Annotated in this window: 10 protein-coding genes; 6 read left to right on the plus strand and 4 right to left on the minus strand. The window is 64.9% G+C overall.

All coding sequences use genetic code 11. The features are described 5' to 3' along the window. Window positions 1-1,080: COX15/CtaA family protein (locus MTR72_RS22555; RefSeq protein WP_341511029.1), on the minus strand; the 1,080-nt coding region annotated here is incomplete at its 3' end. Between the two features lie 97 nt (window positions 1,081-1,177). On the opposite strand from MTR72_RS22555, the gene MTR72_RS22560 reads away from it, so the two are divergent. Next, window positions 1,178-1,387, plus strand: a complete 210-nt coding sequence (locus MTR72_RS22560) for a DUF2842 domain-containing protein (protein ID WP_280970602.1) — start codon at window positions 1,178-1,180, stop codon at window positions 1,385-1,387. Here MTR72_RS22560 and MTR72_RS22565 read toward each other — a convergent pair. Next, a complete protein-coding gene (locus MTR72_RS22565) occupies window positions 1,384-2,430 on the minus strand; it encodes a polysaccharide deacetylase family protein (protein ID WP_341511030.1) in 1,047 nt (348 codons plus the stop codon). The genes MTR72_RS22560 and MTR72_RS22565 overlap by 4 nt on opposite strands. A 130-nt stretch (window positions 2,431-2,560) precedes the next feature. On the opposite strand from MTR72_RS22565, the gene MTR72_RS22570 reads away from it, so the two are divergent. Continuing rightward, on the plus strand, window positions 2,561-3,742 hold the full coding sequence (locus MTR72_RS22570; RefSeq protein WP_341511031.1) for a GNAT family N-acetyltransferase: 1,182 nt from the start codon (window positions 2,561-2,563) through the stop codon (window positions 3,740-3,742). 1,036 nt (window positions 3,743-4,778) lie between these two features. Here the strand turns inward: MTR72_RS22570 and MTR72_RS22575 are convergent. Further along, window positions 4,779-7,028 (minus strand): GumC family protein, encoded by a 2,250-nt coding sequence (locus MTR72_RS22575; RefSeq protein ID WP_280970598.1) that lies wholly within the window; start codon window positions 7,026-7,028, stop codon window positions 4,779-4,781. A gap of 195 nt (window positions 7,029-7,223) precedes the next feature. Between MTR72_RS22575 and MTR72_RS22580 the strand changes: the two genes are divergently transcribed. From MTR72_RS22580 to MTR72_RS22590, 3 genes are all read left to right on the plus strand, one after another. Further along, the gene (locus tag MTR72_RS22580; protein ID WP_280970597.1) at window positions 7,224-8,357 is read left to right on the plus strand and encodes a glycosyltransferase family 4 protein; all 1,134 of its coding nucleotides are present in this window, start codon (window positions 7,224-7,226) and stop codon (window positions 8,355-8,357) included. A gap of 117 nt (window positions 8,358-8,474) precedes the next feature. Beyond that, complete coding sequence (locus MTR72_RS22585; RefSeq protein ID WP_341511032.1) at window positions 8,475-10,022, plus strand: undecaprenyl-phosphate glucose phosphotransferase; 1,548 nt, start codon at window positions 8,475-8,477, stop codon at window positions 10,020-10,022. Between the two features lie 167 nt (window positions 10,023-10,189). Further along, the gene (locus MTR72_RS22590) at window positions 10,190-11,446 is read left to right on the plus strand and encodes an O-antigen ligase family protein (protein ID WP_341511033.1); all 1,257 of its coding nucleotides are present in this window, start codon (window positions 10,190-10,192) and stop codon (window positions 11,444-11,446) included. Here the strand turns inward: MTR72_RS22590 and MTR72_RS22595 are convergent. Next, window positions 11,415-11,891, minus strand: a complete 477-nt coding sequence (locus tag MTR72_RS22595; RefSeq protein ID WP_280970961.1) for a MarR family winged helix-turn-helix transcriptional regulator — start codon at window positions 11,889-11,891, stop codon at window positions 11,415-11,417. The two genes, MTR72_RS22590 and MTR72_RS22595, sit on opposite strands and share 32 nt — an antisense overlap. Window positions 11,892-12,038: 147 nt before the next feature. Here MTR72_RS22595 and MTR72_RS22600 point away from each other — a divergent pair, with 147 nt between their 5' ends. Then, window positions 12,039-13,235 (plus strand): FAD-dependent monooxygenase, encoded by a 1,197-nt coding sequence (locus MTR72_RS22600; RefSeq protein ID WP_280970594.1) that lies wholly within the window; start codon window positions 12,039-12,041, stop codon window positions 13,233-13,235. The last annotated feature ends 19 nt before the right edge of the window (window positions 13,236-13,254 follow it).

Here is a 13,254-nt window from a genome sequence, read left to right on the forward strand (position 1 = left end):
ACCGGCCTGACCGACCGGCACCGCGCGCGGCTGCGCCTCCGCCGATTGCCGCGCGGCGAGCCGCTCCGCCTGCATCACCGCAAGCGTCAGCACGGCGATCGCAACCGCTTGGTGCGCAAGCGCAAGGCCAATCGGGACCTGATTGAGCAGCGTGAGGATGCCGAGCACCGCTTGCAGGCTCACGGCCGCAAACAGCCACAGCGCGCCGCGCGCCGCCGTCCCGGCGCGGGACCGCAACGCGTCGACGGCATGCAGTGCCGCCAGCGCGAACAGCGCGTACGCCGTCATGCGGTGCTCGAACTGCACCGTCAGCACATTGTCGAACATGTTGCGCCACCACGGCGTCTCGAACCACAGCCGGTCCGCTGACGGGATGAACGTGCCGTCGATCTCGGGCCAAGTGTTGTAGGCACGCCCGGCACGCAGGCCCGCAACCAGCGCGCCGAAATAGATCTGCACGAAGGTCAGGACCACGAGCAAGGCGCTCGTCAGCCTCAGCCGCACCGGCGCAACGATCTGCGGCCGCTCGGCAAGCCGCCGCACGGTCCAGACGATACCGGCGAAGATCAGGAGCGCGAGCACCAGATGCGTCGCCAGCCGATACTGCGAGACCTCGACCCGCTCCGAGAGGCCCGAGGCCACCATCCACCAGCCGACCGCTCCCTGGAGCCCGCCGAGCGCGAACAGCAGCCATAGCCGCCGCTTCAGGTCACCGGGCAGGCCCCCGCGCCACAGGAAGAACAGGAACGGCAGGAGATAGGCGACGCCGATGAAACGGCCGAGCAGCCGATGGCTCCATTCCCACCAGAAGATCTCCTTGAACTCGAAGAGAGTCATCCCGGCATTGAGTTCGCGATATTGCGGGATCCTCTTGTAAGCCTCGAACGCATCGGTCCACTGCGCCTCCGAGAGCGGCGGCATGGTACCAGTGACCGGCTTCCATTCCACGATGGACAGCCCGGACTCGGTCAACCGTGTCGCACCGCCGACCAGCACCATCAGCGCGATCAGCGCGGCCACACAGATAAGCCACCAGCGCAGGGCGTGATGCAACTTGGTCGGGGCGGAAACCGTCGTCATTTCAGGAGCAAAACCAAGGCTTGAACGGGACTGCGTGCCCCTTATAGTCCCCCGCTCCCGCCGCGCAAGTTACGCAAAAGGCCGCAAAGCTCACGTCATGACGATCCGCACCCGCAAGTTCCTCGGCACCATCGCGCTCCTGGTGCTGGCCGCCGTCTGGGCCCTGCTCGGCATGGCGCTGGCACAGATGCCGTGGATCGCCGAATCCGGCTGGCGGCAGGCGATCTATTACGTCGTGGCGGGCATGGGCTGGGTCTTGCCGGCGATGCCGATCGTGAGCTGGATGCAGCGGCCCGACCGCGCCTAGTCCGCTTGCCCGCTGCCGGTCGGTCTCATCGGCGCAAAGGCGACGCCCGACACCAGCACCCGCAGCACGCGCAGCGAGCGCACCCGGCCGTCCCACGAAATCCGCGGCATCGCGCGCAGGTTGGTGCGCCCTTCCGCATCCACGATGCCCGATATGGTCGATACCGCGCTGGCAAAGCCCGCCTGCTCCGCCATCACGACATGGCTGCGCCGGAACGAGGCGCGATCGCCGAACGGGAACGCAAGGTGCCGGATCTCGCGGCCAAAGGCCGCTTCCGCCACCGCCTTGCCCATCGTCAGCTCGCGCAGTGCGGCCGGATCCTTCATGTTGGCTAGAACGGGATAGTTGACGGTCGCGCTGCCGAAAGTGACGTTCGGATCGGCCGCGAGTTTCGCCAGATCCTGCCAGTCCATCGATGCTTCGCGCGAGATGGCGGCGAGATCGATGCCGTAGCGCGTGCAGAGGTCGTGGACCGCGGCCGACAGGTCGGCCGGCGGTAGCGTCCGCAGCCAGCTCTCGATGAACGTGAACAGTGCTTGCTTGTCCGCAACGCTGGTGACGACGAAGCGCTGCTCCTTCTCACCCATCATCAGGCTGATACGGCTCTCGCGCGCGATCATCTGCTCGAGTGCGAGCCACCAGGCTTCACCCACGCCATCGGGAAAGGCGGTCGGAATGTAAACCGTGAATGGCACGCCATGACGCGCCAGCACCGGATAGGCAAAGTTGATCAGGCCCTTATCGGTGCCGTCGAAGGTCAGCGCCACGAAACGTCGCTTCTCCGGCAGCGTGACCGCGCGCCGGCAGACGTCCTCCATGCCGAGGAAATCAAACTTCCAGCGCTTGAGCGCGCCGATGGCACGGTCGAGGAATTGCGGCGTGATCTCACGGGCGCGCAGCGGTTGGAACGCGCCGCGCCGCCGCGGCCGCACGCGCTCAAAGCGCAGGATGGCCCCGGCACCGCGCCCGCGCAGCAGGGGCCTGCCAGTGAACCAGGCCAGCTCAAGGCGCAGCCGCTCCAGCCATCTGTCGTCGGATGCCAAAGTCCCACCTTCCCGCACGTCCGCCAGCGGCGCCCCCCGCCATTGTCCTTACCCTTTGTTGACATTTGTTTGCAAAGGTCGGCCACAGGCCGAAATACGCAAATTTTCGTTTTCTCGACAGGTTTCGCGAATGACCATGGCTGCGGCGATGCAAAGCCGGACGGCAGAAGCGCCAGCGCGGTCGAAAGCGAGCCGCATCGCCCATGTCGACGTCGTCAGTGATCTCGGAAAGGCCGAGCCGGTTTGGCGCGCTTTCGAGGAGCCGGGCCACCTCTCGACACCCTATCAGCGCTTCGATCTGTTGAGTCCGTGGCAGCGGCTGGTCGGCGAACACGACGCCGCCCGCCCCTTCATCGTGATCGCTTACGACGCCGAGGGTCGGCCGTTGGTGCTGCTTCCGCTCTCGCTGCGCCAGAGCCATGGCGTACGCACGGTCTGTTTCATGGGCGGCAAGCATTCGACCTTCAACATGGGGCTGTGGAACGCCGAGTTCGCTGCGCAGGCCGTCACCGCCGATCTCGACGCGCTGTTTGCACCATTGCACGAGAATGTCGATGTGCTGGCGCTGACGCAGCAGCCGCTACGCTGGCACGATCAGCAGAACCCGTTCGCGCTGCTGCCGCGGCAGAGCGCGATCAACGGCTGCCCGGTGCTTGTGATGGAGCCGGGCGGTCCGCCGGAGTCGCGGATCAGCAATTCTTTCCGCCGCCGCTTGAAGAGCAAGGAGAAGAAACTCCAGACGCTCGCGGGGTATCGCTATCACCTCGCCGCCACGGACGAGGACGTCACCCGCCTGCTCGACTGGTTCTTCCGCATCAAGCCGGCGCGCATGGCGGAACAGAAGCTGCCGAACGTCTTCGCCGAACCCGGCGTCGAAGAGTTCATCCGCAGCGCATGCCTGATGCCGCGCGGTGAAGGCCGCGTCATCGACATCCATGCGCTCGAATGCGACGACGAGGTGATCGCTGTCTTTGCGGGCGTGGCCGATAACCAGCGCTTCTCGATGATGTTCAACACCTACACGCTGTCGGACCATGCGCGCTACAGCCCCGGCCTGATCCTGATGCGTTACATCATCGACCGCGGCGCCGAACGCGGCTACCGCGCGCTCGACCTCGGCATCGGCTCGGACGACTACAAGCGGATGTTCTGCAAGGACGACGAAGAGATTTTCGACAGCTTTATCCCGCTGACTTCGCGCGGCAGGCTCGCGGCGATGGCGATGTCGTCGCTGAGCCACGGCAAGCGCCTGGTCAAGCAGAACCAGATGCTGTTCGATCTCGCACGAAAGCTGCGGCGAGCGTTCGGGTAGCGGAGAGCGCGTCAGCAATCTAGCGCTATTGACAAGCTTGCACGGCTCTCAGCAAGCCGACAGGTAGCCTAGCGCGACGTGGATTGAACTGCGCCTGTTGCGAAATATCGTGACACCACTTCTGACGGAATATCGAAGGTAAGCTCCTTCCAGGTCTTTCACAAAAATGAGACTGGCCTTCGTGGGCAAGAAGGTAGAAACTCCAATTTGCGAGCATCACCTCCGCCGAGCACCCGAAAGTTGCAATCGCCATCCACACGCTGGAGTAGCGTCATGCGAAACCCTTTTGGACCGACAGTATCTCTTCAAGACCAGCTCGCGAAGGAGGGTCGCGAGCAGGCGAAGAGAATGCCTGGTAGGGAGAGGGAGGAATTGTCGAGAAAGGCCAGCCAAGCTGACACGGCAGCTCGCATCGACGAGTGGGTCAACTCTCCCGGGCTTCAACGACCAACTTAGCTAACATGCTGCCCGAAGCCGCTTCGTCGTCAGGAAACGCCGGGCGCCGCGCGTGTCGATTTTTAGCTACCCCGAATGAAGGTCATTCGTTCGCGATTACAACTGCCGAGGTCGTGGCGGTTGCCGGGCCAGGCGTGACTGCGGTGGGTGCGGCGGCGGCTGCACGCGCTGGGGACAGTGCCGCTGGTGCTAAGTTCCGCAACTAACGGATGAACAATAAAATCGACGAAATGCCGCATGTCGTGACCCGCCCGAACGTCAAGGAGAAGACTAAGGGCCCCGACGATGTCGCACGTCGGGGCCCTTCAAGATCGTCAAGCCGGTTACGTCCGCCGTGCCATCCGATCCAGATGTTTGTCATTACGACACCCGTTCTTGCGCAAAGCGTGTCATTGGCGCGACATCGATGTGATCACATTGCGTTCGATTTGCCGCGCCTCGAGCCCAAGCCGATTGCGGCGCCGAGAACGACCCGCGACAGCTCCTACTTCAATTGACGCGCGATCATCCGCGCCCGCACAGCTTTGGCGACGCTTTGCGGCAGCGCAGACGGCATTTCGGCGAGAGGGTATAAGAACGCCTACGCCGCCACCACGCGCAGCGCTTCCGGCGCATCCGACGGCTGCACGGGCTTGCTCAGCATCGTCACCTCGCTGAAGCCGACAGCCTTGAGCTGCTCGCACATCAGCGTGCGCGCGTCTGCGCCCATCGAGGCATCGGGCACCACGACGGCGCGCGCATTGGTGGTCAGCAGTTCGGCCGGCAGGTCGGAGGCGCTGCCCGCATCGAGCAGCACGTGGTCGTAGACCCTGAGCAGCGCATCGATCGCGAGCGTCACCCGCGGCGACTGGAGCAGGCTGCGATCGAAACCCGGGCGGCCGGCCATGACCAGATGCAGTCGGGAGAGCTTGTCCTTGGTAATGATCTGCGCAAACGACGCATCGCCTTGCATCAGCTCGGCAAGCCCGGGCGCCGAAGCATCGACGGACACGGCGGCAATCGTCGGCGAGGACGCGGCGAGATCGACCACGACAACCCGGGCGTCCCGCGCCAGGTGCCGGGCCAGCGTCAGCGTCGACAGCGTAATGGCTTCGCCAGCCGCGGTGCCGAGCACCGCAATCTTCTTCGCCGTCACGCCCGCGGCGCGCAGGCGCTCCGCCAGTTGCTCGATCTCGGCAAATTCAGCGATGTCCGCATCGGGCGTCATGTCCGGCTGCAGCGGCGCGGACTCCGCAACCACGGAATCGTCCGTCACCTTGGCATCAATGACCGGCTCATGGCGCACCGGTTCCGGCGGCGACGGGATGAGTGCGGCCATCGCGCGCGGCGCAGTCTGGCGCAGCAGCTCGCCGGTGACGACGATGCCGGACGAGAGCAGCAGCGTCGCCAGCGTCGCGATCAGCACGATCGGCAGCTTCTTCGGATAGGCCGGCGTGTTCGAGACGATAGCCCGCGAGATGATGCGGCCCTCGGTCGGGGCGGTATCGATGGTCTCGCGGGTGTTGGCCTCGCGGTACTTGGCGAGATAAGTCTCGAGCAGGTCACGCTGTGCCTTGGCCTCGCGCTCCAGCGCGCGGAGCTGGACGTCCTGGCCGTTGGTCGATGTCGCCTGCTTCTTGAGCTGCTCGAGGCTCGTGGTCAGGCTGTCGACCCGGCCGCCGGCGATGCGCGCGTCGTTTTCCAGCGAGCGCGAGATCTTGCCGGCCTCATCGCGGATCTGGGTGTCGAGATCGCCGAGCTGGGCCTTCAATTCCTTGATGCGCGGATGGTTGCCGAGCAACGTCGAGGATTGCTCGGCGAGCTGGGCGCGCAGCGTCACGCGCTGCTCGGACAGCCGCCGCATCAGTTCTGAGTTCAGGACCTCTGATGCCTCGATCGGCTTGCCGCTCTGGAGCATCTCGCGGATCAGCCTCGCCTTGGCCTCGGCGTCGGCCCTCAGCGCGCGCGCATTGTTGAGCTGGGTGTTGACCTCGCCCATCTGCTGGTTCGACAGCGTCGTATTGTTGGTGCCGACGAACAGGCTCGACTTGGAACGGAAATCCTCGACCTTGGCTTCGGCGTCGGAGACCTTCTTGCGCAAATTCTCGATCTCGCCCGCCAGCCACTGGCTCGCATTGCGCGCCTGGTCCTGGCGGGCATTCTGTTGCAGCACGAGGTAGCCTTCGGCGATCGAATTGGCGACGCGCGCGGCGAGCTCCGGATCGGTCGACTGGAACTCGACCACGATTACGCGCGACTTATCGACGGCGTAGGCCTGGAGGCGGTCGTAATAGGCGTCCAGTACGCGCTCTTCCGGCGTCATCGAGAACGGATCACGGCCGATGCCGACCAACGCCGCGAGCGATTTCAGCGGTGAGATGCCTTGCAGCACCGGATCGAATTCGGGCCGTTCCGCCAGCTTGTTCTTCTTGATGATCTCGCGAGCGAGATCGCGCGACAGCACGAGCTGTACCTGGCTGGTCACGGCCTCGGGGTCGAGCGCCTGCCGCTCCTCGGTGCGCTCGCTGTTCGGTCGCAGGAACACGTTCTCGCGACCGTCGATGAGAATACGCGACTCGGATTTGTAGCGCGGCGTCACCAGATTGACGCCGGCGACCGACAATACGAGCGCCAACACTGTCGGCACGACGATCCAGCCACGCTTGCGCGCCAGTGCTGCGCCCAGCGCGTGCAGATCGATGTCGCCGGATTCAACTGGCGCCTGCTTCACCGCGGCGGACGCGGGTTGGACTTCAACCTTGGCTTTGGCCTCGGGCTTGGCTTTGGTCTTCGAGACAGCCCGCTCGACCACGGCCTTGTCCTTGCCGGCACGCCAGAACGCCAAACGCATCTCACACTCCCGCAGGGCAACGCCGCGACCTTACCTCGACCGCGACAATTACACTCCATTAAGGTTGCCGCTGGGTTAATCACGCACCGCAGCGAGAGCGGCGCTCTCCTCGCCAACACCGTTTGTTAACCACGAGGCCCCTTAATCCTCATCGTATTTGAGTGGATTGTTCGCCTTCGAGCGCTGGTTCTGATCATGCCTCCCTCTTCCGACCAGCCGCTTCGCATCCTGCACGCCGTGCGCGCGCCCGTCGGCGGCATCTTTCGGCACATCCTCGACCTCGCCAATGGCCAGGTCGATCGCGGACATCATGTCGGGATCCTCGCCGACAGTCTCACCGGCGGCGAGCGCGCCGAGAAGGCGCTCACGGAACTCGCGCCGCGGCTGAAGCTCGGTGTGCACAGGCTTACGATCCGCCGCGAGCCGTCACCGGACGACTTTCTCGTGTGGCTGCGCATGCGGCGCTTGATCGCCAAGCTCAAGCCGGATGTCATGCATGGCCACGGCGCCAAGGCCGGCGCTTTCATCCGCATGCGGCGGCGCACCGACGACACCATCCGCATCTACACGCCGCATGGCGGCTCGCTGCATTATCCGCTGCACACGTTCAAGGGCGAGTTCTACGCGCGGCTCGAGCGCGCGCTGATGGACAGTACCGACCTGTTCCTGTTCGAGAGCGCATTTGCCCGCGACACCTATCAGCGTATCGTCGGCGCGCCCAAGGGCGTGGTCCACTGCGTCTTCAACGGCGTCACGCCCGAGGAGTTCGAACCCGTCGTCACCGCCGACGATGCGACGGACCTCGCCTATGTCGGTGAGTTCAGACGCATCAAGGGCGCCGACCTCCTGGTCGATGCGGTGGCGCGCCTGCATGCCCAGGGCCGCAAGGTCACGCTGACGCTCGGCGGCGACGGCGAGGAGACGGCGGCGCTGAAGGCACAGGTGGAGAAACTCGGCCTGACCGGTGCGATCCGCTTCATCGGCCACGTCAAGGCGCGCTACGGCTTCTCCAAGGGGCGGCTGCTCGTCGTTCCCTCGCGTGGCGATTCCATGCCCTATGTCGTGATCGAGGCGGGCGCGGCCGGCATTCCGATGATCGCGGCACGGGTCGGCGGCATTCCGGAGATCTTCGGCCCGGAGAGCCCGGCCCTGTTCGCGCCCAGTAACGCGGACGCGATGGCGGAGGCGATCTCGGCAGCGCTCGAGGACACGCAGGCGACCGCGCGGCGCGCCGCGTCCTTGCGTGAGCGCATCTCGGCGCATTTCTCCCAGCAGGCGATGGTCGATGGTGTGCTCGCGGGCTACCGCGATGCATTTGCCAATCATTAACCATTCTTAAGGCCGCTTTAGAAAATCTTCCGATTTGTCCGATAAGCGAAGTGCCGGGGGATGCTCGCCCGGGTGCACGGTCGCGCCGCGGGTTTGTTGGAATGGACGTGGACGCTAGTGGAACCGCTCAACGCACGCTCGATGCTCGATGCCGCGACCAGTGCCGCGGCAAAACCTGCTGAAAAGCCCTTCGTCGAACGCCGTCGCCGCCTCTCGCCGGCGGCCCTGGAGGTCGTCAACCAGAAGGTCGCCCGCGCCTATTCGCCGATCGTAATCGCCGGCTTCGTGCGCTTGGCCGATTTCGTGCTGCTGAGCCTCGTCGGCGTCACGCTTTATGTCGGCTATGTCGTACCGCTCACCAGCTTCCGCTGGGAGTATCTCGCGGCGATCGTCGGTGTTGCCGTCGCCGCCGTGGTTTGCTTCCAGTCCGCCGACATCTACCAGGTCCAGCTCTTCCGCGGACAGCTTCGGCAGATGACGCGGATGATCTCGTCCTGGTCGTTCGTCTTCCTGCTGTTCATCGGTGCCTCGTTCTTCGCCAAGCTCGGCGGTGAGGTATCGCGACTGTGGCTCGCCGCGTTTTTCTTTCTCGGCCTTGCCGTGCTGATCGTCGAGCGCCTGGTGCTGCGTACGCTGGTGCGCCGCTGGGCGCGCGAGGGCCGGCTCGACCGGCGCACCATCATCGTCGGCTCCGACCGCAATGGCGAGGAGCTGGTCGAGGCGCTGAACGCGCAGGAGGATTCCGACATCCACGTGCTCGGCGTGTTCGACGACCGCAACGACAGCCGCGCGCTCGACACCTGCGCCGGCGCGCGCAAGCTCGGCAAGGTCGACGATATCGTCGAGTTCGCCCGCCGCACCCGGGTCGATCTCGTGCTGTTCGCGCTGCCGATCTCGGCCGAGACGCGCATCCTGGAGATGCTGAAGAAGCTCTGGGTCCTGCCGGTCGACATCCGCCTCTCCGCGCACACCAACAAGCTGCGCTTCCGCCCCCGCTCCTATTCCTATCTCGGCGAGGTGCCGACGCTCGACGTGTTCGAGGCGCCGATCACCGACTGGGATCTGGTGATGAAATGGCTGTTCGACCGTATCGTCGGCAGCCTCGCGCTGCTCGCCGCGCTCCCCGTGATGGCGCTGGTGGCGATCGCGATCAAGCTCGACAGCCGCGGCCCGGTGCTGTTCCGCCAGAAGCGCTTCGGCTTCAACAACGAGCGCATCGACGTCTACAAGTTCCGTTCGATGTATCACGACCAGGCCGATCCGCTCGCCGCCAAGGTCGTCACCAAGAACGATCCGCGCGTCACCCGCGTCGGCCGTTTCATTCGCAAGACCAGCCTCGACGAGCTGCCGCAGCTCTTCAACGTGGTCTTCTCCGGCAATCTCTCCCTGGTCGGCCCGCGTCCGCACGCGGTGCAGGGCAAGCTTCAGAGCCGGCCGTTCGACGAGGCCGTCGACGGCTATTTCGCGCGCCACCGCGTCAAGCCCGGTATCACCGGCTGGGCCCAGGTCAACGGCTGGCGCGGCGAGATCGACAATGAAGAGAAGATCCAGAAGCGCGTCGAGTTCGATCTCTATTACATCGAGAACTGGTCAGTGCTGTTCGACCTCTACATTCTCCTGAAGACCCCGGTCTCGCTGCTGACCAAGAGCGAGAACGCGTATTGAGATTGTCGTGCCAGAACCGCGCTGTCATCGCCCGGCTTGACCGGGCGATCCAGTAATCACCGGCAGCGGAGGCTGCCACTGGCAGCGCGGGTTACTGGATGCCCGCCTTCGCGGAGCATGACGGCGGAAGTTTGTGTGTACCAGTTGCGTAGGCGTATGAGCGTGTGATGGCGTATGCGGCGACAGCCGGGAGACTGAACGTAGCCGCACCGGCTGCGCCCGGCGTGCTTGCGCTCCAGCGCGCGCTGGTCTGGCTGGTCGGCGCCTCCGGTGCGGTCGTATTCATTGAGCCGAGCCCCTACGAGATCGTGACGCTGCTCGCCACCGTCACCTTCTTCGCCACCGGCCTGCGCTTGAGGCTCGTGCTCATGCCGCTGGTGCTGCTGCTGGTCCTGCTCAACGTCGGCTACACCATCAGCGCAATCCCGCTGTTCGAAAAGTCCGAGGTCGCAAGCTGGATCGCGACGTCCTGGTACATGGCGGTCACCGTAGTGTTCTTCGCCATGGTCACCACCGAGGACACGACCGCGCGGCTCGACATGCTCTGCCGCGGACTCGTGGTCGGCGCGATGGTGGCCTCGCTCTCCGCCATCGCCGGCTATTTCAACCTCGTCCCCGGCGGACACGACCTCCTGACGCTCTACGAGCGCGCGCGCGGCACCTTCAAGGATCCCAACGTGCTCGGCGCCTTCCTGATCCTGCCGGCGCTGTTCTCGCTCCAGAGCGTGGTCTCCGACGGTCTGTCTAAGTCGTTCCGCAACGTCATCGCCTTCGGCATCATGGCGCTGGCGATCCTGCTCGCTTTCTCCCGTGCCGCCTGGGGTGGCCTGGTCCTGACCTCCGCGTTCATGCTGGCGCTGATGGTGCTGACCAGCCGGAGCAACGCGCAGCGTTCGCGCATCATCATCATGGCTCTGGTCGCCGCCGTACTGGGGCTCGCGTTGATCGCGATCCTCCTGTCATTCGACTCCGTCGCGGAGATGTTCAAGCAGCGCGCGAGCTTCGACCAGAGCTATGACGAAGGCCGCTTCGGCCGGTTCGGCCGGCACATCCTCGGCGCCGAGATGGCGCTGGACCTGCCGTTCGGCATCGGACCGCTGCAATTCCACCGCTACTTCCCCGAAGACACCCACAACTCCTACCTGAACGCCTTCATGTCGGGCGGCTGGCTGTCCGGCATCTGCTATCCCGCGCTGGTCTTCACCACCGTGATCATGGGCTTCCGCCATATCTTCGTCCGCGTGCCCTGGCAGCGGGCTTATCTGGCGATCTTCTCCGCGTTCGTCGGCACCGTCGGCGAGAGCTTCGTGATCGACACCGACCACTGGCGTCACTTCTGGATGATGCTGGGCGCGATGTGGGGCATGATCGCGGCCGCCCAGGCCTACAAGATCAGGACTGGCGACGAAGCTTCTTCAGCTTGAGATCGGGCCGCTTTTCCGGCGGCGTATCGAGAAGGCCCTTGAGCGCTTCGGTTGCCGCGAGCACGCCCTTATAGCCTTCAGTCGCGAAGCGCAGCAGCAGGCGCAGTTCCTCGTCGGAATAGGCATTGAACACCTTTTCCATCGCCTGCTGCATCGGCACGTAGAACTGGCCGATCTTCATGGCAGCCTCGGGCACGACCGCGATGAAGACCTTGCGGCGGTCTGCATCGTCGCGCTCGCGGCGCACGAGGCCGGCCTTCTCGAGCCGGTCCACCACACCGGTGATCGCGCCTGTTGTGAGCCCGGTGACCTCGGCGAGCCGGCCGGCGGTGACGCGCCCTTCCAGGTACAGGATGTCCATGCATTCGAGGTCGGAATTGGCAATTCCCGCCATGTTCGCAACGGCTTGGCCATAGAGCACGCCCTGCGCGGACGACCGCCGCATCGCCTCTTCCAACTCCTGCAACAACGCCGCGCGCGCCTTCGTCCTTGACAAGGCCGACCTCTTCTCTTATTCGATATATATCTTAGTCACTAAGAGATTTAGCGACCGTAATTTCTCCTAGCACCACGGAAACGTCCGGAGCAAGCCATGTCCAACCGTCCCCGCAAGGCCCTGATCATCGGCGCCGGCATTGCCGGGCCCGTCGCGGCCATCCTCCTCCGCCGTGCCGGCATCGAATCCGAGATCTACGAGGCCTGGCCGTACTCCACGGGGATCGGCGGCGGATTGCAGATCGCGCCAAACGGCATGCAAGTGATGGACGAGATCGGCCTTGCCGGTGAGCTGATCAGCCGTGGCTCGGTCGCGGAATCCTTCGACCTCTGCTCGCAGAGCGGCCAAAGGCTCGGCTCGCTCAACCGCGACATGGAGCGCCGCTTCGGCCAGCCTGCGGTCAACGTCTGCCGCGCCACGCTGAACGAGATGCTGATCGACAAGGCCTGGTGCTCCTGCGTGTCGCTGTATTTCGAGAAGCGGCTGATCAAGATCGAGGATCGCGGCGACCAGCCGATCATCGCCTATTTCGCCGACGGCACCACCGCCGAAGGCGATTTCCTGATCGGCGCGGACGGTGTGCACTCCATGGTACGCCGCCAGGTGATCCCGGACGGGCCGGCCCCCTTCGACACCGGCCTGATCGGTTTCGGCGGCTTCGTGCCGCGCGCGGTCCTCGACGGCACGGCGATCGGCCAGCGCGTCGTCACCACGTTCGGGCAGAGCGGCTTCTTCGGCTACGCCTTTTGCAGTCCGGATCCGAATGACGGCGCGATGTGGTGGAGCACGCAGCCCGCGCACGGCATGGACGCGGCGATGTTCCGCGCGCAAGATCAGGCAACGATTAAGCAACATCTGCGCGACTTCCACCGGGGCTGGCACGATCCGATCCCGGCCATCATCGAGGCCGCCGAAAACATCGTGGTGACGGATACGCTCGACGTTGCGACCCTGCCGACCTGGTCGCGCAAGCGCTCGCTGCTGATTGGGGATGCCGCGCATGCGACGAGCCCGCATGCCGGCCAGGGCGCCTCGCTCGCGCTCGAGGACGCGATGCGTCTGGCGCGGCTGATGCAGGACGGCCAGGAGCTCGGCCTCACCTTCCAGAATTTCGAGACCGAGCGCCGCCCGCGCGCCGAGAAGATCGTCGCGATTGCCCGTCGCAACGGCAACAGCAAGCGCGAATTCAGCGCCACCGGCGCGTGGGTCCGCAATCAGATGATGAAATGGCTACTGCCACTCGGCGCGAAGAGCATGGAGTTCATGTACGCGTATGACGCGCGGGCGGTGTAGCGGCAATCACGATGTCATC

The sequence above is a fragment of the Bradyrhizobium sp. ISRA442 genome (assembly GCF_038085055.1).
Lineage (GTDB): Bacteria > Pseudomonadota > Alphaproteobacteria > Rhizobiales > Xanthobacteraceae > Bradyrhizobium.